The 22,952-nt window shown below is 28.6% G+C and carries 19 protein-coding genes; 12 read left to right on the top strand and 7 right to left on the bottom strand.

The features are described from left to right. Positions 1 to 4: 4 nt before the first annotated feature. Positions 5 to 289, top strand: a complete 285-nt coding sequence (locus H9660_RS10600; RefSeq protein WP_191750354.1) for a hypothetical protein — start codon at positions 5 to 7, stop codon at positions 287 to 289. Between the two features lie 286 nt (positions 290 to 575). On the opposite strand, the gene H9660_RS10595 is transcribed toward H9660_RS10600, so the two are convergent. Together H9660_RS10595 and H9660_RS10590 are read right to left on the bottom strand one after the other, a co-directional pair. Next, on the bottom strand, positions 576 to 1,763 hold the full coding sequence (locus H9660_RS10595) for an ABC transporter permease (protein ID WP_191750353.1): 1,188 nt from the start codon (positions 1,761 to 1,763) through the stop codon (positions 576 to 578). Further along, entirely contained in the window at positions 1,756 to 2,487 is a 732-nt protein-coding gene (locus tag H9660_RS10590) for an ATP-binding cassette domain-containing protein (RefSeq protein ID WP_191750352.1), read from the bottom strand. Before H9660_RS10590 ends, H9660_RS10595 begins: the two co-directional genes overlap by 8 nt. Before the next feature lie 761 nt (positions 2,488 to 3,248). Between H9660_RS10590 and H9660_RS10585 the strand changes: the two genes are divergently transcribed. From H9660_RS10585 to H9660_RS10575, 3 genes are all read left to right on the top strand, one after another. Further along, positions 3,249 to 4,298, top strand: coding sequence for a carbamoyl phosphate synthase small subunit (locus H9660_RS10585; RefSeq protein WP_191750351.1), 1,050 nt, complete (start codon positions 3,249 to 3,251; stop codon positions 4,296 to 4,298). Between the two features lie 13 nt (positions 4,299 to 4,311). Further along, entirely contained in the window at positions 4,312 to 7,518 is a 3,207-nt protein-coding gene (gene carB, locus H9660_RS10580) for a carbamoyl-phosphate synthase large subunit (protein WP_191750350.1), read from the top strand. 156 nt (positions 7,519 to 7,674) lie between these two features. Continuing rightward, positions 7,675 to 7,968 (top strand): hypothetical protein, encoded by a 294-nt coding sequence (locus H9660_RS10575; protein ID WP_191750349.1) that lies wholly within the window; start codon positions 7,675 to 7,677, stop codon positions 7,966 to 7,968. Positions 7,969 to 7,995: 27 nt separating this feature from the next. Here H9660_RS10575 and H9660_RS10570 read toward each other — a convergent pair whose 3' ends face one another. The 5 genes from H9660_RS10570 to H9660_RS10555 form a co-directional block, all read right to left on the bottom strand. Further along, a complete protein-coding gene (locus H9660_RS10570) occupies positions 7,996 to 9,249 on the bottom strand; it encodes a sensor histidine kinase (RefSeq protein WP_191750348.1) in 1,254 nt (417 codons plus the stop codon). 12 nt (positions 9,250 to 9,261) lie between these two features. After that, entirely contained in the window at positions 9,262 to 9,390 is a 129-nt protein-coding gene (locus tag H9660_RS16525) for a hypothetical protein (protein WP_279289592.1), read from the bottom strand. 5 nt (positions 9,391 to 9,395) lie between these two features. Then, the gene (locus H9660_RS10565; RefSeq protein WP_191750347.1) at positions 9,396 to 9,773 is read right to left on the bottom strand and encodes an accessory gene regulator B family protein; all 378 of its coding nucleotides are present in this window, start codon (positions 9,771 to 9,773) and stop codon (positions 9,396 to 9,398) included. Between the two features lie 2 nt (positions 9,774 to 9,775). Continuing rightward, complete coding sequence (locus H9660_RS10560; RefSeq protein ID WP_191750346.1) at positions 9,776 to 10,351, bottom strand: histidine phosphatase family protein; 576 nt, start codon at positions 10,349 to 10,351, stop codon at positions 9,776 to 9,778. 131 nt (positions 10,352 to 10,482) lie between these two features. After that, positions 10,483 to 12,378 (bottom strand): type I glutamate--ammonia ligase, encoded by a 1,896-nt coding sequence (locus H9660_RS10555; protein ID WP_191750345.1) that lies wholly within the window; start codon positions 12,376 to 12,378, stop codon positions 10,483 to 10,485. A gap of 308 nt (positions 12,379 to 12,686) precedes the next feature. Here H9660_RS10555 and murI point away from each other — a divergent pair, with 308 nt between their 5' ends. From murI to H9660_RS10515, 8 genes are all read left to right on the top strand, one after another. Further along, the gene (gene murI / locus H9660_RS10550) at positions 12,687 to 13,460 is read left to right on the top strand and encodes a glutamate racemase (RefSeq protein ID WP_191750344.1); all 774 of its coding nucleotides are present in this window, start codon (positions 12,687 to 12,689) and stop codon (positions 13,458 to 13,460) included. Positions 13,461 to 13,609: 149 nt separating this feature from the next. Then, positions 13,610 to 13,879, top strand: a complete 270-nt coding sequence (locus H9660_RS10545) for an STAS-like domain-containing protein (RefSeq protein ID WP_191750343.1) — start codon at positions 13,610 to 13,612, stop codon at positions 13,877 to 13,879. A 246-nt stretch (positions 13,880 to 14,125) separates the two neighbouring features. Continuing rightward, positions 14,126 to 14,650: a peptidylprolyl isomerase gene (locus tag H9660_RS10540; protein WP_191750342.1), complete on the top strand. Its 525-nt coding sequence runs from the start codon at positions 14,126 to 14,128 to the stop codon at positions 14,648 to 14,650. An 18-nt stretch (positions 14,651 to 14,668) separates the two neighbouring features. Then, positions 14,669 to 15,037: a DUF3783 domain-containing protein gene (locus H9660_RS10535; protein ID WP_191750341.1), complete on the top strand. Its 369-nt coding sequence runs from the start codon at positions 14,669 to 14,671 to the stop codon at positions 15,035 to 15,037. Next, positions 15,038 to 15,718: a helix-turn-helix domain-containing protein gene (locus tag H9660_RS10530; protein WP_191750340.1), complete on the top strand. Its 681-nt coding sequence runs from the start codon at positions 15,038 to 15,040 to the stop codon at positions 15,716 to 15,718. Positions 15,719 to 15,826: 108 nt separating this feature from the next. Then, positions 15,827 to 19,477, top strand: coding sequence for a S8 family serine peptidase (locus H9660_RS10525; RefSeq protein ID WP_191750339.1), 3,651 nt, complete (start codon positions 15,827 to 15,829; stop codon positions 19,475 to 19,477). Between the two features lie 70 nt (positions 19,478 to 19,547). Then, a complete protein-coding gene (locus H9660_RS10520) occupies positions 19,548 to 20,939 on the top strand; it encodes a peptidoglycan-binding domain-containing protein (protein WP_191750338.1) in 1,392 nt (463 codons plus the stop codon). 115 nt (positions 20,940 to 21,054) lie between these two features. Continuing rightward, positions 21,055 to 22,821, top strand: a complete 1,767-nt coding sequence (locus H9660_RS10515) for a heme NO-binding domain-containing protein (protein ID WP_191750337.1) — start codon at positions 21,055 to 21,057, stop codon at positions 22,819 to 22,821. The last annotated feature ends 131 nt before the right edge of the window (positions 22,822 to 22,952 follow it).

Here is a 22,952-nt window from a genome sequence, read left to right as displayed (position 1 = left end):
GAAAATGCTAGAGGAAAATTTAAAGGAAGAAATTTTAGAGTTATATGAGACATTAATTGATAATGGTATTACTTTTTATTATGGAAGTGAATCTATAGCAACTGGAGAAATAACTTCTTTAGATATATTAGAAGATAATATTATTAAAATAGAATTAGATGAATTTCAAGTATATGAAATAAGTATAGATGATTTTATAGAATATCATTCTAAAGAGGGAGCTAATTATCACACTTGGCCAGATATTAGAAATTTTGATAATAAAATTTCTAATATGAATAATGTATAGTTAGTGAAAAAACTTCTTCGGATTTTAGAAATCAAAGAATGATAAGTTAAATAATTGAAAATAAAACAAGGAATTCAGATTAAGTTGAATTCCTTGTTTTTAATAATTTTATAAATATTAAAATATATCTTTTAAGTTTATTTTTAATTCAGGGAAGAATGAACTTATATAAGTATCTTCACCTTTAAAGATATCTTTTATAAAGTAAGCACCATCTTCCATATTAATTACAATATTTATTTAATTATAGTATAAATAATATTTAATCAATATGAAATTGAATATATTAATTTCTAAAAATGACTTCTTCTTTTGAGAACATAAATTTAGCAAATATAATAGCAGCAACGATATAAGCTACATGCCATCCAACTACTATAGCTATATGTTTAATATCGAATATTCCAACAGTAAATTCTTTCATTAAACAAATTGAATTTGTTATAGGTATATTGAAGAAAGCTGGATTTATACCTTTTGCATCCATCATATATGGTAAGAAGGATAAAATCATTGTAGGCATTGTAATTGCAGCCAAATAAGAGTTAGCTTCTTTAGTTGATCTTGCATATATACTTACTGATATTTGTAATGCTGATAAGGTAACTAAAACTAATGAGCCAATTATTAACATACCTAATATAGTTAATGGTTGTAGAGTAAATTGAATATCACCTTCTCCAAAGGTCATAAATCTTTGCATTGAGAATACCATAGCAGCTAAGTTTGCAATTAAAGCTATAAATGATATAGTACATAATGCTGTGATTTTACCCCAAAGTAATGAAGATCTTTTAGCAGAAGTTGAAAGTAATGGTTCAAAAGTAAATCTTTCTTTTTCACCAGCTCCAAGATCTGCAGCCATACCAACAGTTGAAGAAACCATAAGTATTACTATAAGAGTTGGTATCATTGTAAGGAGCATTGAAGCCATTGTATTTACACTTTCGCTATCAGTATTTATGCCAGATTTAATATTAATTTCAAATGGTTTTAATATTGAAGGATCTAGTCCACTTTCAGTTAATCTTTGCTCTACGAGTGTATTCTTATAGTTTTCATAAACTTCATTAACCATACTACTTGCAATCATTGACTTATTTGATTCTTCATCTATTAATAAATCAATAGTAGCATTTTTACCACTAGCTATACTTTCGTCAAAGTTTTCTGGTATATTAATAATTAATTGAATATCTCCATTTTTTAAAGCGTCAGTAGGAGAATCTACATCAGGAATATTAATGTTTTCTAATGAAGTGATTACTTTTGCCATGTTAGAATAAGTATCACCTTCTATATAAATATTAATTTCTTTTTCAACATCAGTTTGTGCTTTTTCCATTGATGATGACATAAATTTAAACATTAAAGGATAAATAAGAATTGGTAGTATTAAAGTAAATACTAATGTTTTTTTATCTCTTACAATGTCTAAAAGTTCCTTCTTTAAAACTGTTAAAAAATTACTCATTAGTATGTCCTCCTATAAGCTTTAAGAAAGTTTCTTCTAAATCAATATTATTATATTTTTCTTTTAATTGAGGTAGAGTACAATCTTCTAGAAGTTTCCCTTTATTGATAATAACAACTCTATCACATAGCTTTTCAACTTCCTTCATTGAGTGGCTTGAAAATAATATAACCTTATTTTCAGCTTTGCATTGAAGTATGAAGTCTTGTACTATTCTAGCAGCACTAACATCTAAACCAGTAGTTGGTTCATCAAAAAGCATAACAGATGGATTATGAACTATAGATCTGGCAATAGAAATTTTTTGTTTCATACCTCTCGAATATTTACCAACAGGTTTGTTAATATAATCTTCCATTTCAAAGCTTTTAGCTAGTACATCTATTCTATCATCAGCTTCTTTTTTGCTCATTCCATAAAGGTTTGCAAAATATCTTATGTTTTCTCTACCAGTAAGCCTATCATAAAGACCTACATCACCACCAAAAAGAATTCCTATTTCTTTTCTTACTTTTTCTGGATTAGATTTTACATCAATATCATTGACTTTAATATCCCCTTCAGAAATTTCAAGCATAGTGGAAATCATCCTTAGCGTAGTTGTCTTACCAGCACCATTTTCACCAAGTAGTCCAACTATTTCACCTTTGTTAACTGAAAAAGATAGGCTATCAACAACTTTTGTTTTTTTAAACTCTTTACTAACATTATTAATTTTAAGCACTATTCTACCTCCTACAACAGTAAAAAATATTATTTTAAAAGTTATATTATACCATATTATAGCTATTTAGAATTTAAAAATCAATAGACTTTATGAAAATATTACCTAATATGTATTAATTATATAATATATCAATGTTGAAATTTTATCAATTCTTATAAGCAACCATTTAAATGACTTAAGTAATAGAAAAGAAGATTTAAAAAAGTATTAGTATATATAAATGTATTAAAATTTTCAATTTGAGAATATTTATTCAAATAATCATGGAAACATAAGCAAATATAATACATAACATTTATATATATTAAGTTAATACCTAGCTACTATTCATATATTTAAGCAATATTATATCTAGAAAAGGTGTTAAAAAAATAACGGGAAGAATGTTATTTTATTTACATTTATATGTATAATTATTAATATAAAACTTCTTGACATATAAATGGATAAAATATAGAATATTATCAAAAGGATAAAAAATTATCAAAAAGATAATTAATAAGTTAAAAAGTACACTTTAAATTGGTCCTGTGAGGCCAGAAAGGGAGTATATAATTATGTTATATTTATATTCGCAAAATAATTGTATAGCTATGTCAGTAAGGACCTTTTCTAATACTGATATTAAATATAGAAGGATAGTAGGGAGAGAATCGTAGTTTCGTTGTCTCCTTAGTGTCCTTTTTGTTTTATAAAGACAAGCTTTTACGAAGTGTATTTTTAGCAATAAATTTTTAGAAATTTTAGGAGGGCTAAATATGAAAGCAAAGCTAATATTAGAGAACGGCATGATTTTTGAAGGAAAAGCTTTTGGATACTTAAAAGATAGTATCGGAGAAGTTGTATTTACTACAGGAATGACAGGCTATCAAGAGATTTTAACAGATCCATCTTATTATGGACAAATAGTTACTATGACTTATCCTCTTATAGGGAACTATGGAATAAACTTAGAGGATATGGAATCAAAATCACCAAAGGTTAAGGGATTTATAGTAAGAGAAAAATGTAATTTCCCAAATAACTTTAGATGTGAAATGGACCTTGAAAGTTATTTAAAGCAAAATAAAATTATAGGTTTAGAGGGAATAGATACAAGAGCATTAACTAAGGTATTAAGAAATCATGGAACTATGAAGGGGATGATTTCTTTAGAAGATATTACTTTAGATGATGTAAAGGAAAGAATAGAAAGCTTTTCTAATAAAGAAGCAGTTAGTATAGTAAGCACGAAAGAAAAATACACAATAGATGGTGAAGGTAAGCACGTAGCAATAATTGACTTTGGAATAAAGGAAAATATAATCAGAAACTTTAAAAATAGAGGTTGTAAATTAACCGTATTCCCAATGAGTGCAACTTCAGAAGAAATTCTAGAAGTAAATCCAGACTTAGTATTTTTATCAAATGGACCTGGAGATCCAGAAGATTTAGGAGATGTAATTGAAAATATAAAGAAATTAGTAGGTAAAAAACCTTTAGTAGGTATATGTTTAGGACATCAACTTTTAGCATTAACTTTAGGTGGAAAAACTACTAAATTAAAATTTGGTCATAGAGGATGCAATCATCCAGTTAAAGACTTAGAAGAAAATAAAGTTCATATTACATCACAAAATCATGGATATGTAGTTGAAACATTACCAGAAAATGTTGTAGCAACACATGTAAATATAAATGATGGAACTATAGAAGGAATGAAGCATACAACTCTTCCAATATTCTCAGTTCAGTTCCACCCAGAAGCTGCAGCAGGACCAAAGGATAGCGAATATATATTTGATAAATTTATAAAGTATGCACTATAGGAGGGTTTAAGATATGCCATTAAATAAAGATATTAAAAAAGTTTTAGTTATAGGATCAGGTCCAATAGTTATAGGACAAGCAGCAGAGTTTGATTATTCAGGAACTCAAGCTTGCCAAGCTTTAAAAGAAGAAGGAATAGAAGTAGTATTAGTTAACTCAAATCCAGCAACCATTATGACTGATGCAGAAGTTGCTGATAAGATTTATATAGAACCATTAACAGTAGAATTTTTAGAAAAAGTTATAGAAAAAGAAAGACCAGATAGCTTATTAACAGGTATGGGAGGTCAAACAGGACTTAACTTAGCTGTAGATTTATATGAAGCAGGGATTTTAGATAAATACAATGTAAAAGTAATTGGTACATCTATTCAATCTATTAAAGAAGGAGAAGACAGAGAGCTTTTCAGAAATATGATGAATAGAATTAATGAACCAGTTATTCAAAGTGAAATAATAACTGATTTAGAAGCTGGTGTTAACTATGCAAATAATATAGGGTATCCAGTAATAGTAAGACCAGCATACACACTAGGGGGAACTGGTGGTGGAATAGCTGATAATGAAGAACAGCTTAGAGAAATATTAGCATCAGGTTTACAATTAAGCACAATAGGACAAGTTCTTTTAGAAAAATCAGTTAAAGGATGGAAAGAAGTAGAGTACGAAGTAATGAGAGACTCTTATGGAAACTGTATAACTGTATGTAACATGGAAAATATAGATCCAGTTGGAATTCATACAGGAGATAGTATAGTTGTTGCACCATCTCAAACATTATCTGATAAAGAATATCAAATGCTTAGAACTTCAGCTATAAATATAATAAATGCTGTAGGAATTGAAGGTGGATGTAATGTACAATTTGCATTAAATCCAAACTCTTTTGAATATGCAGTAATAGAAATAAATCCAAGAGTTTCAAGATCCTCAGCATTAGCATCAAAAGCTACTGGATATCCAATTGCTAAGCTTGCTGCAAAAATAGCTTTAGGATATGGATTAGATGAAATTAAAAATGCAGTTACTCAAAAGACATATGCTTGTTTTGAACCAACATTAGACTATGTAGTAGTTAAGATTCCAAAATGGCCATTCGATAAGTTCTTTACAGCTGATAGAGCTTTAGGAACAAAAATGATGGCAACTGGAGAAATAATGGCTATAGGTGCAAACTTAGAAGCTGCATTATTAAAGGGTATAAGAAGCTTAGAAATAGGAAAATACTCATTAGATCATCCAAAGTTTAAAGAGTTAAGTATTCAAGAGTTAAAAACAATAGTAGTTAAGCCAGATGATGAAAGATTATTTGCTTTAGCTGAAATGATAAGAAGAGATTATAGAATTGAAAGTATCGCAAAGATAACAGGAATAGATATATTCTTCTTAGAAAAATTCAAATGGATAGTAGAAGAAGAAACTAGATTAAAATTAAGCAAAATAGAAGATTTAGATAAAGAATGGTTATTAAACTTAAAGAAAAAAGGATTCTCTGATAAAGCTATAGCTGATATGCTAAAGGTTAGCCCAGAGGATATATATAGATTAAGAACTATATGGAATATTAAGCCTGCATATAAGATGGTTGATACTTGTGGTGGAGAATTCGAAGCTTTATCACCATATTACTATTCAACTTATGAACAATTTGATGAAGTAGAAGTATCTGATAAGAAGAAGGTAATAGTTATAGGCTCAGGTCCAATAAGAATAGGACAAGGTATAGAATTTGATTATGCTTCAGTACACTGTGTAAAATCATTAAAGAAAATGGGAATTGAAACTATAATAGTAAATAACAATCCAGAAACAGTAAGTACAGATTTTAATATTTCTGATAAGTTATACTTTGAACCATTAACTGAAGAAGATGTATTCAATATAATAGAAAAAGAAAACCCACATGGGGTTATCCTTCAATTTGGTGGTCAAACAGCTATAAAATTAGCTAATTTCTTAAAGGAAAAAGGAATTAAAACTTTAGGAACTACAGCAGATCAAATTGATATGGCTGAAGACAGAGAAAAGTTTGATGAATTATTAGAAAACCTAGGAATTGATAGACCAAAGGGTAAGGGTGTTTGGACTATGGAAGAAGGTTTAGAAGAAGCTAGAAGATTAGGATTCCCAGTATTAGTAAGACCTTCATATGTTCTTGGTGGACAAGGAATGGAAATTACTCATGACGAGGATGAATTAAAGTATTATTTAAAGAATGCCTTTGCAAAGGATAAAAAGAATCCAATATTAGTAGATAAATATTTAATGGGTAGAGAAATAGAAGTAGATGCTATATCTGATGGAGAAGAAATATTAATTCCAGGAGTTATGGAGCATTTAGAAAGAGCTGGAGTTCACTCAGGAGACTCTGTAACTATGTACCCAAGCCAAAATATAAGTAATGAAATAAAATCTAAGGTTTTAGATTATACAAAGAAATTAGCTATTGCTATAGGAATAAAGGGTATGATAAACATTCAGTTCATAGAATTTGAAGGAGAGCTTTATATAATAGAAGTTAACCCAAGAGCATCAAGAACTGTTCCATATATAAGTAAGGTAAGTAAAGTGCCAATAGTAGATTTAGCTACAAAGGTAATGCTTGGACAAAAATTAAGAGATTTAGGATACGGTGTAGATATATATAAAGAACCAGAATTAGTATCTGTTAAAGTTCCAGTATTCTCAACTCAAAAACTTCCTAATGTTGAAGTATCTTTAGGACCTGAAATGAAATCTACAGGAGAAGTTTTAGGTGTTGGAAGAAATCTTAAAGAAGCATTATATAAAGGCTTTGTTGGTGGAAGTATGTACCCTTCAAATAAAAAGGGAAAAATACTAGCAACTATCAAAAAGCATGATAAACAAGAATTCTTACCAATAGCAAAAATGTTATCAGAAGTTGGATATAAATTTGTTGCAACAGAAGGAACAGCTAAGCTTTTAAGAGATAATGGTATAGAAGTTGAAGTAGTTAGAAAATTAAATGAAAACAAACCTAATATATTAGATGTAATAAAAAATAAAGAAGTTGATTTAGTAGTTAATACTCCTACAAAAGGAAATGATTCTAATAGAGATGGCTTTATAATAAGAAGAGCTGCTGTAGAAAGAAATATAGGTGTAATAACAGCTTTAGATACTTTAAGAGCAATAGCAGAAGTAAAAGCTTATGGAATAGAAGAAAAAGCTTTAGAAGTATTTGATATAACAAAATAGTATAAATTATTAAGAAGATTTAAGATGGACCGTTGAGTAGGCCATCTTTCTTCATTATTTGACATTTTTTTATGAATAATTTGCTAAAATTGTTGACAATGAACGTGTGTTCGGTTAATATGGTTATAGAACTTATGTTTGCTTGGAGGGGTTATAATGAATAATGATATTTTTGTAAAATTGAATTATAAAACAATTGGAGAATTTAAGAGCTTAATAGTAGATAGACAACATAAAGATTATGATAATAATAAATATATGATTTGTACAGGAAAGTACGATAAAAATGGGTGGACATTTATATTTAAAGCAAACAGCTTAAAGGAAGCAGAAGATTTTATAAATGAAAATTCTATAAAAAGAAATAATATAATTAGTAAGAAAAGAATAATAGAAGACAACATTCCACTAATGAATAGTGATAAAATACATATTCCGGCTTGGATATAAATAAAGACTCAAATTTTGAGTCTTTATTTATATATGTATTGGTAATTTTATTATAAAATTTGTGATTTCTTTATTACTAGTAACACTAATGCTTCCGTTATATTTTTCTATTAAGTCCTTTACTATAGATAGACCAAAACCGTTATCTCCATTTATATTCTTTTTAGTTGAGAAGCCTTGTTGAAAAATCTTTTCCATAATATTTTCATCAATTATTGGACCATTATTTTGTATGTTAATAACTACATAATTAATAGTATAATAGGTTTTAATCATCAATAATCCAGAACCATTTAAAGCCTCTACAGAATTTCTTACTATGTTAGAAAGAATTCTTTGTAGATCTAACTCATTTATATTTGTATCATCTAGGTTAGCTTTTTCATCTATTAAAACGTCTATATCCCTTAAGTTAGTTGAATTTATTACTTGAGATATAAGAGAATTTTCTGAACTTAGAACCTTTACTTGAGATGAAATATCATGTCCAGCTATGATTTCTTTTAAAAGTTGTCCTAGTTTTTCATAATTTTCCATAAGATATACGCCATATAAATATGATATTTGTGATCCATAATCATGTTTAATCTTTTTTAATTCATTAATCTTTTTTTCTAGTTCTATATTTAACTTAAATATTTCATTTGATTTTCTATCTATATTAGCAAAATATATAGTAAGAAAAATAATAAATATTCCTAATATAATAAAAATTAGTTCTTTAAAAAAGGGATTATCTTTGTCATTATAAATAAATAAGAACGATATTATAAAATCCAATACTAATGTGGTTATAATTAAAGTAAGAATAGATGATATTCTAGATTTAATAAATAAGCTTATTTTATATATGAAGTTCATATTTTTTAGAGTTAAATAGAAAATAATAAATTGAGGTATATACATAACTAGTATATTAGCATATGTTGAATTTATACTTGTATTATTAATTAAGAACATAAATGTTCCAAAAGATACAATTACATTTATTCCTATAATTAAATAAATAATACTATATCCAACAGTTGCACATAGTTTATCTTTTTTATAAGCAAAAAGTGTTAGATAAACAAGTTCTTCTATATGAATTATAATTATTGCTAAACTAGAATTTCCTAGTATATAAGTATTTAGTGTCATAATTAGTGAAATTATAATCACAAACATAAACATTTTCTTATAATTTTTTTTGTTTTCTTTGCCTACACAATTATTAGCTGCAACAATAAACATAATACTTTGAAGAATACTATTAAAAAAATCAATTAATCCTGTGTACATATTAGTAGTTCCTTATCTTAAGTTTTTGATTGATTCTGGCATATCTTCTACACCTACACCTAAAGTAGATGCTGGTCCGAAGTTAACAATAATTGCGGATAAGAATAGCATAAATGTTCCTAAATATCTTTTTATATTCATATATATCACCTCCTGATAATTTTGTATTTATTAAACATTAAAATAGTTTGTACTAGTATTGTCCAAACTATAATTTGGGAAAACCATGTTATTTTAAAAAATATAATAGATAAACTTAATAAAAATATTGAGTTAATTAAGCCTATTTTTCTATTTTTTTTAATTAAATCATTTCTTGTAATAGGCATTTTATCATTTATTATTGGAGCTTTATTATATATAGAAAATATACTTATAAAGTTTAATATTAAACAACTTTCAAAGCTTAAAGTATTATTTTTAGCTAAAAAAATTATTGAAAATACTATAATTAATGTTGCTATAAAACATCTTAGTTGAGTATCTTCATGATATCCACCAATAAAAGGTTTAATACTGGACATAACTAAAATTGTAGAGTAAATAATGAACTATCTATTTCTGTAATAGTGGCATTTTTAGTTTTAAACTTAAGCATATCATTAAATGGAGTATTAGTTACATAACATTGCAAACCCATTATTATAGCACTATGACTTATAACTACAACATTATCAGAGTTTTCATCTATAATTTGATTTATAGCTATTAAAACTCTTTTAAGCATGTCATCATATGATTCGCCGTTAGGAGTTCTAGTATATTGTCTATTTAATAGCCACTTCTTATATTCAGTAGGATAGTTTTCTTCTACTTCTTTCCAGGATAAGCCTTCCCATTCACCCATATTTATTTCTTTTAAATCATCAATAGGGATGTATTCGATGTTGCTATACTCACTTAAAATTTTAGCTGTTTTTAAAGCTCTTTTTTGTGGGCTTGTATAGATTCTTGAAAATTTATAGTTGAGTTTAAGTAATACTTCACTTAGTTCTATAGCTTGCTTTATACCTGTATTATTAAGTTCACTATCATAACTTCCCTGTATTTTTCCTTGTAGATTCCAATCAGTTTGTCCATGCCTTATAAAAAATAATTTCATAAAATACCTCACACGTAATAATTTACTAAAAATTGCTATAATATAATTATAATGCAAAAATATACAAAATACTATATTATGTAATGAATTGAAGAAAAAACCTAGCTAATAGCTAGGTTTTTTACTATTTACTATATATCTAATAAATTTTTAGTATAGTTAGAATAAAGATCTCTTAATTGCTTCATTTTATCCTCTAATTCAAGAAGTAAGTTAGAAGCCAAAGCATAATCTTTAATTGTGATTGCATCTTTAATACGTGTAAATAAGCCTTTTTCAGTATAGGTATCCTTCATTATATAATGTCTTAAATTATTAATTGTCATCCAATTAGATATATCTAAATCTAAGGCATTGCTAGAATGTAATTTCTTAAAGCTTCTAATTTCAGTTGCATGATTTACAATTATTCTATGAATAATATCTGTTGTCCATCTTTGAATGATAGCAAGCTTAAAGCTATTTATTAAATTATCGCTAAATACATCATTTCTTTCTAATACTTCTAATTTTTCTGCATGCTTTTCTAATTGCATTAAGTTTTCATATACAGTTGCAGGAGCTTTACCAAAGTAAGCATCTCTTTCTTCATCAGTATAGAACTCGAAAACATCCTCTTCACTTCTATAAGCTCTATCTGTTTCCAAGTAATCAGCTTTATCACCTGGTTTTTTAGATAATTCTTTTAAAAGTTCTTCTTCTGTCTTATTATTTTCAAGAACATAAATTATACCATCAAGCATAGCCATATAAGAAACTGAAAGTGCTAAATAAACATTAGAGTGTGGATTTGGAGATCTAAGTTCAAATCTAGTTGCAAGTGGATTTGATAAATCTCTTATTAATCCTACTAATATAGTTCTATTTCTAGATGGATTATCAGGAGCCATACCTAAGGAAGTAACTATACAAATAGGAGCCTCGAATCCAGGTTTTAGTCTTTTGAATGCACCATTAGTTGTAGAGATAAATGGATTCATTATTTCATAGTTCTTTAATATTCCCATTATTGCTCCGTATCCTATAGTACTTAGGAAATCTTCTTTGGTAGCATGGAATAAGTTTATTCTCTTTCCAGTTTTAAGTTTTAAGCTTACACCTAGATGAACGTGCATACCTGAACCAGCAACATCATCTATAGGTTTTGCTTTAAAAGTAACATCTAATCCATGTCTTCTAAAAGTTTCTTGAGTAAGAATTTTTACAAATATTTCATTATCAGCAGCTTGAATAGCATCTGAATATTTCCAGTCAATTTCAAGTTGCTCCATTATATGATTAAATTGTCCATTACTATCTAACTTAGATTTAACTCCACCTACTTCTTTATGCCCCATTTCTGGTTCAAATCCGTATTCTTCCATAAGAATTAAAGTTTCTTCAAGAGCGGTTCTTACAGCACCTTTAGTTCTTGTCCAATATTGTTCTTGTAAAACTTGAGAAGTAGATAATTCTTCAATATGAGCTTGTTCATTTGGAGTTTTCACCCAAAATTCTAGCTCTGTAGCAGATGTAATAACTATCTCATCTATATCATCAAGTGTAATTCCAAAAGGTCTTAATGATTCTGGCTTATTTTTAAATATATCTAATAAAGTAGATTTGAATGTAGTTATTGCTGACTTTAAAATATTTCTTGAACAAACGGGTTTATTATTGTGAATTAAAAATGAAGGGATTCTAAGAGTACCAACAGGCTTGTTAGTAGAAGTATCGATATAATCGTAATTATAGTCAACAAACCAATTAGCATCAAGGTCTGCTACCATATCAACTTTTGCATCATTTAAAGTTGCAATTCCAGGAAGAACAACTGAAGAACCATCAGTTTGAATAGCAACTCCATTTAAAAATGAATCTATATCATTTAAAAATAATTTTGCAGGTATTTTTTCGTCAGTATCATTACCAGATAAGTCAATGCCTACTATAGATACAAACTTTATTTCTGGATGCTCGTTAAAGATTTTAAATAGATCTTCTTTATTGTGTTTAGTTTTTGGAACAATGTAAATTAAATCTTTCATAAAAAGCTCCCTTGCCGAAACTTAACAAGGAAAAGTCACTTCCTTTCTGTAATTAATCGAATAATTAAGTGGTATAGACATCATAATATTCGTAAAATCAATTAATTTATAAGGAAATTCTATTATATACACGGTATTGTGTCAATAATTAAATTAGTGAATTTTAAAAATATTAGAAATGATTTATACATTTATTATAGTATTCAATATTTAACATTGATTGGATATTACTTAAATAATAATTATAGATTTATCTTTAAGAAAGGTATAAAATAAAAGATAGAATTAAAGAAAATGGAGTGAGGTAGTTGGACAATAAAAATAGGCCAATAGGTTTTTTTGATTCAGGTGTAGGTGGATTAAGTGTATTAAGGGAAGCATTAAAAGTAATGCCTAATGAAGACTATATATATTTTGGAGACTCAAAAAATGCTCCATATGGAATGAAAAGTGCAAAGGAAGTCAGAGATTTAACTTTTAAGGCTGTAGAATTTCTATTAAATAAGGGAGTTAAAGGAATTGCTATAGCATGCAATACTGCTACTAGTGCAGCAGTTGCAGAGCTAAGAACTGTATATCCTGATTTACCTTTAGTTGGAATAGAGCCAGCATTAAAACCAGCTGTAGAGCTTAATAATGAAGGTGATATTTTAATAATGGCAACAGCTATGACATTAAAAGAAGAAAAATTCAAAAGATTAATGGAAAGATATAAAGAAAGAGCATCTATAATTCCTGTTCCTTGTCCTGGGCTTGTGGAATTTATAGAAGAAGGAAAATTTCAAGGTGAAGAAATAGAAGATTATCTTTTAAATAAAATAAATACATATAAAAAGGGAAAAATAGCAGCCATAGTTTTAGGATGTACTCATTATCCTTTTATAAAGAAAACTTTAGTTAAAATAGTAGGAGAAGATGTAGATATTATAGATGGTGGATTAGGAACCGCTAAAGAACTTAAGAGAAGATTGAATGAGAAGGGATTATTAAAAAATTCCAATAATAGTGGAAGTATAGAAATAGTTAATTCTTCTAATAAAAAAGAAATAATAGACTTAAGTTATAGTCTATTATTAGATTAATAAACTTACTATTAAAATAAAGGATGGAAACATCCTTTATTTTATAAAAATATTTGTTAAAATGTTGACAAAAGTGATATAAATCTATATATTATACTAAAGGGAATATTCTGAAAATTCAAATAGGTAATTTTTAAGGGGGAGAATTTATGGAAATTAAGGTAAGAGATATATTAGGGGAAGAATTAACTGTAGAGGATGCAATATTATTAAGAGAAATAATTAGGAATAATTTAAATGTTGGAGTATTGTTAGATTTTGAAGGTTTTGAAAGGGTTCCATCTACTTTTATAAATTTATTAGTTGGAGAATTACTAAATAGTTTTGGAAGAGACTTTATTTTTAAACAAATAAGTGTTAAAAACTTATCAAACTATACAGACTATTCAAGAGTTGTATTAGGAACTTCTTTTCAATAATATTTTACAAATTGAATTTTTTAATTTTGAAGTATTAAAATATCATATAAGGGTGGCTTTAATATTACAGTAAAGCTTATATATGATATTTTGATACTTTTTTATATTGAAAACTAATTAAATGTAGAATATTTATTTTAATTTATATATAATTACCATAAGAACCAAATCTTATTGTCATAATAGAATTTTAAATAAAAAATATGATAATAATAAAATATACTTATTATTGAAAGGAGATTTAATATGCAAAATCCAATAGTAACTATAAATATGGAAAATGGAGGAGTTATTAAAGCTGAATTATACCCAGAAATAGCTCCGAATACAGTTAAAAATTTTATAAGCTTAATAAATAAAGGGTTTTATGATGGAGTAGTATTTCATAGAGTTATACCAGGCTTTATGATACAAGGGGGATGCCCAGATGGAACAGGAATGGGAGGCCCAGGTTATAGTATAAAAGGAGAATTTACTAGAAATGGATTTAAAAATGATTTAAGACATTCTAGAGGAGTACTTTCTATGGCTAGAACTATGGTTCATGATTCAGCAGGAAGTCAATTTTTCATTATGGTAGCTGATGCACCACATCTTGATAATCAATATGCTGCTTTTGGTAAAGTTATTGAAGGAATGGAAGTAGCTGATAAGATAGTAAACTCTAAGAGAGATTATAATGATAAACCACTTGAAGATCAAAAAATGATTAAAGTAACTGTTGATACTTTTGGTGAAAATTATGATGAGCCAGAAAAAGTAAGCAGATAATTAAGGGGGAGAGAGGTTATGCTTAGTAACAATAAGTGTATATTAGTTTATAATGCTCCTAAAGAAGAGGTTAGTGTTTTAAAGAATCAAGGAATTAAAGTAGTTGAAGTTTCACCTGAAATGGCAGAGATGACTATTACTGATATATTAGGAGGATTAAAGTTTGAAACTATAAGTGATAGTCTCCCTAATGAATCTGTAATTTTATTTAATGATTTTTCAGATGAAGAAATAAGAAGCATTATAAAAGATATTAGGCAAAGATTTAAAGGTGGAATCTTTGCAACAGTTACTCCAACTTCAATTGAATGGAAATTTAGCTATTTAATAGAACATTTAATTGAGGAGAGAGAATGGTACTTAAAGAATCAGAAGGGAAGAGCTTAATTGAGTAGAGTAGGAGAAAAAATAAAGGAAGCTAGACTTAAAAGTGGAATGAGTCAAAAAGCTTTAGCTAAGAAGCTAGGTGTTGCAGAAAAGTTTATTAATGAAGTAGAACTTGGAAGAAAAATAGCTCAAGAATCTTTTATAGAAAAAGCCTCAAAAGTGTTAAAAGCCGATTTTAATGATATTAGTATGGTTGTAACTGATGAAGCTTTAAAAGAAGAAAAACAGTTTATAAAAGAAAATAAGCCTAGTATTTCAAAGAATAAGGTTAGCGAAAATGAAGTTTGGGCTAGTGCTTTTTCTTCAGTATTAAAAAATGTTCCAATTTTAGATTACTCATTAAAAAATAGTAAAGGCTTTAAGGAGTTACCAATTCATTCAAATAAAATAGAGGGCTTTTCTCAAGATAAAGTTTTATATTTAGAAATACAAGATGATGAAATGTCTGGTTTTAGAATGCTAAAAGGTGATATTGCTTTTGCTACTTTAGTAAAGGAAGCTAGTAACAATGGAATATTTTTAGTTGATTATAAAGGTAAGAGAGCTGTAAGACAAATAAAAATACTAGGAAATTCTAAGGTTCTATTAGTAAGTAATGGTGGTAGTCTTTTAACTGAAACTATGAATTTAAATGAGATAACAGTATTAGCAAAATTAGAGAGACTAGAAATAAAATTATAAGAAATTAAGGGATATATTATTTTAGAAAATAGTATATCCCTTATTTTTTTATAAATATCACATCTTAAATTTTAATCACATATAGTATTTATAAATGGCTTTTGTGAGGTGATAAATATAGAAAATACATTTCAAAACAATATAAATTATGGGTTAGGATTAATTAAAAATATTCCAAAGGATTTATTAGGCAAGTTAGGAATTAATTTTAGTATGAATAATGAAAATGGGAATATGATAGAGGTATCTATTATATCTGGAGATACACCAGAGAATGTAAGGAAAATAGTAGAGGATTTAGGCGGTAATTATTATGATTTAGGTTATGGTTTTGGGATAGTTACAATTCCTTTTAATAATTTATTAAAACTTGCAAATAGTAAGTCTATACAATATATTGAATTACCAAAGCAATTATTTACTACAGATGATCAAAGTAATAGAGCGGCATGTGTAAATATAGCTAGTGACACATATGGCATACAAGGTGAAGGGATTTTAATTGGATTTATAGACACAGGAATAGATTATACTCATCCAGCTTTTAGAAATGAAGATGGAACTACAAGAATAGATTATATATATGATTTAAGTACTGGAGGTAATATATATAACAGAGAGAATATAAATAATGCTCTAAAAAACCCTGATCCATATTCTATAGTACCATCTTATGATATAGCTGAGCATGGAACTCATGTAGCAGGGATAGCCTGTGCTGGTGGAAATATAAATTCTAGATATTATGGTGTTGCTCCTAAAAGTTCCATTGCTATGGTTAAGTCTTCTAGAGGTAACTTTTCTTTAAGTAGTAATATTATGAAAGGATTAAAATTCCTAATTGATGCTGGAAAAGAATTAAATAAACCATTAGTAGTTAATATTAGTCTAAGCACTAATGATGGAGCTCATAATGGAACAAGCCTTTTAGAGCAGTATATTTCAACAATATCAACTTTAGAAAGAGTTACTATAGTAATAGCTGCAGGAAATGAAGGGGATACAGCACATCATATTGGAGGAGAATTAAATAAGGAAAATAACATATCGATAAATGTTGCAGCAGATGAACCAGGATTAGTATTAAATTTATATAAGCCAGTATTATCGGATATTTCCATAAACATTATTAGTCCTACAGCTGCTAATAGTGGGGAAGTAGTTGTTAGAGAAGGATATTATGAAGGCAATATAGGGTTAGATAGATATGTAGTTTATTATTCAGGACCAAAACCTTTTGATATAATAGGAGAAATTACTGTAGCTATAATGACTAATGGACAATATATTTCATCAGGGCAATGGGAGGTAAGGATAAATTTATTAAATGATTATAGTGGAGTATATGATATGTGGCTACCTATTTCAGAAGGACTTAATATTAATACGAAATTTTTACAACCTACAGTTTTAAATACCTTAGGAATACCAGCCACAGTGACTAATGTTATTTCAGTGGGAAGCTATAATTATTTAACTAATAACATATCACCTTTTAGTGGAAGAGGAAAAAGAACAATATATCAGCCTATTAGACCAGATTTAGTGGCGCCAGGGGAAGGAATAATATCTGCTGCGCCAAATAGAAGTTTTGATTCTAAGACTGGCACATCTATGGCTACCCCCCATGTAGCTGGAATAGCAGGTTTAATGATGGAGTGTGGAATATTAAGAAGAAATGATCCCTATCTTTATGGAGAAAGATTGAAGTACTACTTAGTAACTTCTGCAAGGAGAACAAGGACAGATATAATATATCCAGACCCTAGTTGGGGATATGGAGAGGTTTGTTTATATAATGCTATTGGAAGACTAATTGAAGATATAGGTTTTTCTGCAAGGTATAGAGGAGGCAAAGGGAATATGGATGATGAGATTAAGGGTTATAGAGAAAATGATTATAAAGTTTTAGGTGATGAGCAAAGTAATATTAATCCTACACTTAATGATAGTTTAAATAGATTAGAGCAAACTCCAAGTTCGGAAGATAATGAAGCTGTAGGTTTTTTTATTGAATATGCGTCATTAGATGAGTTAAAAAATATATATGAAATTCCAGGGGCATCAGTTGTAGTTCTTGATCCTAACTATGCTGTTCTTTTTATTCCTTTTAATAGGGTTTCAGAAATACAGCCATATATTAAAGAAATTGCTGCTATTGAAGTTCCTCCAATTTATACTTTAGAGCAGTTATCACCAATAGAGGCCAGTGGTGCACCTTTATTTCATAACAACCCATTTCTTCAGCTAACTGGAAGCGGGGTTGTTATAGGTATAGTAGATACAGGGATAGATTATTTGAATAGAGAATTTATGAATGAAGATGATACAACAAGAATATTAAGTATATGGGATCAAACGATAGATAGTGGTCAAGATATATATGGAGCAAAATTTGGAACTGAATACAAGGAAGATGAAATTAATAGAGCAATTCAAACAAGTAAGAGTGGGGGAGATCCTTATTCAATAGTTAATACGAGGGATGAAATAGGACATGGAACTACTGTAGCAAGTTTAGCAGGAGCAAAAGGATATAATGCGGATGTGACTGGAGCAGCTCCAAATTGTAGCTTTGCAGTTGTTAAGTTAAGAGAAGCACCAAGAGTATTACAGGAGTATGCGGGTATTAGCACAGCAGGGGTAGGAAGATATGCGGGTGTGGAAATAGTCTTAGGAATAAGATATTTATCTAGATTAGCAAGTGAAATTAAAAAGCCTATGGTTATATGTATACCACTCGGAACTAATACAGGAGCTCATGATGGCACAAATGATGTTGAATCATCAATAGATGTTGTTAGCAATCAAATAGGAGTTATTTGTGTCACAGGCACAGGAAATCAGGGAGATACGGATACTCATACAGAAGGTAGGTTTACAAAGGCTGGAGAGATAAGAAACCTTGAAGTTAGAATAGGAAAAGCGCAAAAGGATTTAAACTTTCAAATATATATACAACAACCTGATAAGGTATCACTTGGAATAGTATCACCATCAGGAGAAGTTATAGAAAAAATTCCCGTAAGATTAAATAGGGTTGAGAATATTAATTTTATTTATGAAGGTACTAAAATGAGAATTTCATATTTATATCCAGATCCAATTACAGGAGCTGAAGTAATAAGTATAGCAGCCAGAGGATTACGTGAAGGGATATGGCAGTTTAGATTATATGGTGATTATATAGTAGATGGAAGGTATTGGAGTTGGCTTCCTCAAAGAAGTCTTTTAGATGAAGATACTAAGTTTTTAAGTCCAAGTCAATATATCACATTGACTATGCCAGGAACTGCAAAAGCAGCTATTGTATCGGCTTATTATAACCAAACAAATAATTCTACTGTTGGACAATCTGGAAGAGGATTTACGAGAGATGGAAGAATTAAACCAGATATTGCTGCGGGAGGAATAAATGGAATAGTTACTACGCCAGGAGGTGGAACTAAAACAGTAAGTGGATCTTCGGTAGCTACTGCGATAACGGCAGGATGTTGTGCTCTTATACTTCAATGGGGAATTGTAGATGGAAATGATAGGAAAATGTATTGGACTGAAGTTAGAAGTTATCTAATAAGAGGAACAACTATGAGAGTTGGTGAGACTTATCCTAATGAGCAATGGGGATATGGAGCTTTAAATATCAAGGGAGTATTTGATGCCATAAGAGAAAACTTATCAGGAGGAGTTGGAAAAACTAGGGGTTATCAGGAATACAATATAGGAAAATTATTCATAAGAATACCTAGTGATTTATAGGACTGATGTAAGAACAAAATTACAAAAGACACATATATTAATTAGAAGAGAAATAATTAAGGAGTAATTTATGGCTCAAGGTAGATTAAAGGTTCAATGTTTTGTTAATGAAACTTATATACCTGTTGACAATACAAGAATAACTATAAGACCGTCGGCAGGTGGTCCAAGTGCAAATGTAATATCATTATCTACAGATTCAATGGGAGAAAGTCAAATTGTTGAATTAGAAGCACCACCACTTGAATATTCACAACAACCTACAGGTCAGGTACCTTATAGTATGTATGATATAAGAGTAGAGAGGGAAGGATTTCAAAGTATTTTAATAAATAGGTGTCAGGTATTTCCTGATGAACTAGCAATACAACAATGTAATCTTATAGAGTCTTCAGGAATATTAAATAGAATGGAAAATATTAATATACCACCTAATACATCAAATCAGCAGAGTCCTAATATAAATGAAGTAATAAATATTGGGCCTAATGTATTGAATGGTAATTATCCAGAAAAAATTCCAGAAGAGGTAGATAAACCGCTACCACCACCAACAAGTGGAGTTGTGTTACCAAAACCTGTAGTTCCGGAGTTTATAGTTGTTCATGCTGGTGGTCCGAATAATACATCAGCACCAAACTATAGAGTTCTTTATAAAGATTATATTAAAAATGTAGCATCATGTGAGATTTATTCAACTTGGCCAGAAAGTACTATAAGAGCTAATATTTATGCTATAATTTCATTTACATTAAATAGAATATATACTGAATGGTATAGAGGAAAAGGTAAAAATTTTGATATAACTAATTCAACTGCATATGATCATGCATTTACCTATGGAAGAAACATATTTGAAAGTATAAGTGAAGTAGTCGATGATATATTTGCAACTTATATAAGAAGAATTGGAAAGAAACAACCTTTATTAACACAATATTGTGATGGGAAAAATGTTACATGCCCAGGTTGGATGACTCAATGGGGAAGTAAATATTTAGGGGATCAAGGGAAGACACCTTATGAAATACTAACAAGCTTTTATGGGAGTGATATAGAACTAGTAACCGCAGAGCAGGTTAAAGGAGTTCCAAAATCTTATCCAGGATATGATTTAATAGTTGGATCTACAGGACAAGAGGTTAGATCAATTCAAGAATATTTAAATAGGATATCTCAAAACTATCCATTAATTCCAAAGGTATCTCAGGATGGAGTATATGGGGCAAGTACTGCAGAGGCTGTTAAAGTGTTTCAAGGGGTTTTTAATTTACCTGAAACTGGTGTAGTAGATTATGCTACTTGGTATAAAATATCAGATGTTTATGTAGGAGTAACTAGAATCGCAGAACTTAGAGGAAGTGTAAGGCAAGTAGAGAGAATATTTATCCCACCAAGGTCTTTTGATAATTATTATGATAACACTGTACCAAGATTTAATTATTATGATGATTTAATATAAAAATAGATGAGTTGGAAATTTTCCAATTCATCTATTTTTTTGTTCATATTAGTTATATAATAAAGTATAGAAATTTTGTATATAAATTTTAAAATTTAGCTTAGGAGGAAAAAATATGAAGGGTACTGTAGTATCGACCTGGATTAGAACTTGTAGAGATTTATATGGGAATGACACGATAGATAAATGCCTAAGAGCTGTTAATTGGCCAGAGGATATCGTTTTTACTCCTCTTGAAGATGTAGATGATGATAAGATATTTAAGTTTATAAATATTACTGCTAATACAGTAGGCGTATCATCTAACGAGCTTTGGAAAGTTATTGGTGAAAATAACCTAAATAAATTTGCTGAAGATTATCCAGTGTTTTTTAAAAGAGTAAATCTTTATAAATTTTTAGATTCACTTAATTTTGTACATGCTATAATAATGAAAAAAATAAAGGGGGCAAAGCCACCTAAAATGGCTCTTGAATTAATAACAGAAGATAGTATAAATTTCACTTATAGATCGGATAGAGAATTGTTTGATTACTTCTTAGGATTATTAAGTGGAAGCGCTAAGTTCTTTGGAGAAAAAATAGAAGTAAAAGAAATTGAAAGAGGCAAAGGAGAACTTAAAGTATATATTAAATTTGAGAAAAATATAAACAGAAGTAAGAGCTATTCAATAAGTAAAGTTTTATCAAAAATAGGATTTAAGAGTTTAGAATTAAAAATAGCACTACCTATACTTATAATAATATCTTTAATTGGAATACCTATAGTTGGTTTATCAAAAGGTATTATAATTGGGATACTTTCAGGAGCTATTTCAATTATAGTAAGCTATATTATGTTCAGACCTTTAAATGATATTATAGAAAATATAGAAAGTAATAATTTTGAGGAAATAGAAAGAAATATAGCAACTAATGATAAGTTAGAAAAAATATATAATGGTATATCTAAACTTAAAAATAGTATAAGGCAAGATGTAACTTCAGCTAATTTGACATTGAATGAATTGAGTATTTTTACACAATCAATGTACAAAACTACAGAAAATATGAAAAAAGCAACAGAAGAAATAGCAATTTGTTCACAACAAGTTTTAGAATGGGCCTATAAACAAGAAATTAGTACAGATACATTAGTTAAACAAACTAACAATAATATTATTGCTTTGAAAGAATTAGTTAAACTTGAAGATAATAATAGAATTGAGTTAGATAAATCTGTAGATAAAATAAATGAAAGTCATATGAATGTGGATAAGTCTAGTGAGGCAATAAGAGAAACCTTAGTATCATTTATGAATGTAAAGGAAAGAGGGCAAAATCTTCAAAAAAAAGCAGAAGATATAACAAATATTGTAGCATTAGTTTCAGGTATTTCAGATCAAACTAATTTATTAGCTTTAAATGCATCTATAGAAGCAGCAAGAGCAGGTGAGCAAGGTAGAGGATTTGCAGTGGTAGCTGAAGAGGTAAGAAAACTTGCGGAGCAATCTCAACAAGCAGTAAAAAATATTAATAGTAATCTATCATATTTTGCAGAAGAAATAACATCTTTAGTTGAAAGTATAGAAAGTCAATATTCAGCATTAGAGATAGAAACTTCTAATCTTGAAAAAGTTCGAGTTATAAGTTCGGAAGCAAATGAATTAATAAAGGTTGTTTCTAATGAAACTAATGAAGCAATAGTAAAATTAAATAATGAAGTAATATCTGTAGAAGAAATGAATAGTACAATAGAAGTATTATCTTCTATTGCAGCAGAAAATGCAGCTGCATCTCAGCAAGTTAATCAAAACATAGAAGAATTCACAAGAAGTATAAAAGAGATGATACAAACATTACAAAAAGTCAAAGAAGTTGAAGAAAACTTTATAACAAATTAAGATTCTATCTTATAATAAGAAAATAAGGGGCTATTTTAAGTAGTCCCTTATTTTTTTTATTGTATAGAAAACCACTAGTACTGCTAGTGGTTAAAAAGGCTTAAGCTCTGAACAAAAAAACTCCTATGATA

The organism is Clostridium gallinarum (assembly GCF_014836325.1).
Taxonomy (GTDB): domain Bacteria; phylum Bacillota; class Clostridia; order Clostridiales; family Clostridiaceae; genus Clostridium; species Clostridium gallinarum.
The sequence above is the reverse complement of the archived record's forward strand: the minus strand, read 5'-3'. Positions and strand labels throughout refer to the sequence as shown.

Coding starts and splice junctions, on each gene's coding strand:
- H9660_RS10600 (WP_191750354.1), top strand. CDS start 5: ATGCTAGAGGAAAATTTAAAGGAAGAAATTTTAGAGTTATATGAGACA.
- H9660_RS10595 (WP_191750353.1), bottom strand. CDS start 1,763: ATGAGTAATTTTTTAACAGTTTTAAAGAAGGAACTTTTAGACATTGTA.
- H9660_RS10585 (WP_191750351.1), top strand. CDS start 3,249: ATGAAAGCAAAGCTAATATTAGAGAACGGCATGATTTTTGAAGGAAAA.
- carB (WP_191750350.1), top strand. CDS start 4,312: ATGCCATTAAATAAAGATATTAAAAAAGTTTTAGTTATAGGATCAGGT.
- H9660_RS10575 (WP_191750349.1), top strand. CDS start 7,675: ATGAATAATGATATTTTTGTAAAATTGAATTATAAAACAATTGGAGAA.
- H9660_RS10570 (WP_191750348.1), bottom strand. CDS start 9,249: ATGTACACAGGATTAATTGATTTTTTTAATAGTATTCTTCAAAGTATT.
- H9660_RS16525 (WP_279289592.1), bottom strand. CDS start 9,390: ATGAATATAAAAAGATATTTAGGAACATTTATGCTATTCTTATCCGCA.
- H9660_RS10565 (WP_191750347.1), bottom strand. CDS start 9,773: ATGTCCAGTATTAAACCTTTTATTGGTGGATATCATGAAGATACTCAA.
- H9660_RS10560 (WP_191750346.1), bottom strand. CDS start 10,351: ATGAAATTATTTTTTATAAGGCATGGACAAACTGATTGGAATCTACAA.
- H9660_RS10555 (WP_191750345.1), bottom strand. CDS start 12,378: ATGAAAGATTTAATTTACATTGTTCCAAAAACTAAACACAATAAAGAA.
- H9660_RS10545 (WP_191750343.1), top strand. CDS start 13,610: ATGGAAATTAAGGTAAGAGATATATTAGGGGAAGAATTAACTGTAGAG.
- H9660_RS10540 (WP_191750342.1), top strand. CDS start 14,126: ATGCAAAATCCAATAGTAACTATAAATATGGAAAATGGAGGAGTTATT.
- H9660_RS10535 (WP_191750341.1), top strand. CDS start 14,669: ATGCTTAGTAACAATAAGTGTATATTAGTTTATAATGCTCCTAAAGAA.
- H9660_RS10520 (WP_191750338.1), top strand. CDS start 19,548: ATGGCTCAAGGTAGATTAAAGGTTCAATGTTTTGTTAATGAAACTTAT.
- H9660_RS10515 (WP_191750337.1), top strand. CDS start 21,055: ATGAAGGGTACTGTAGTATCGACCTGGATTAGAACTTGTAGAGATTTA.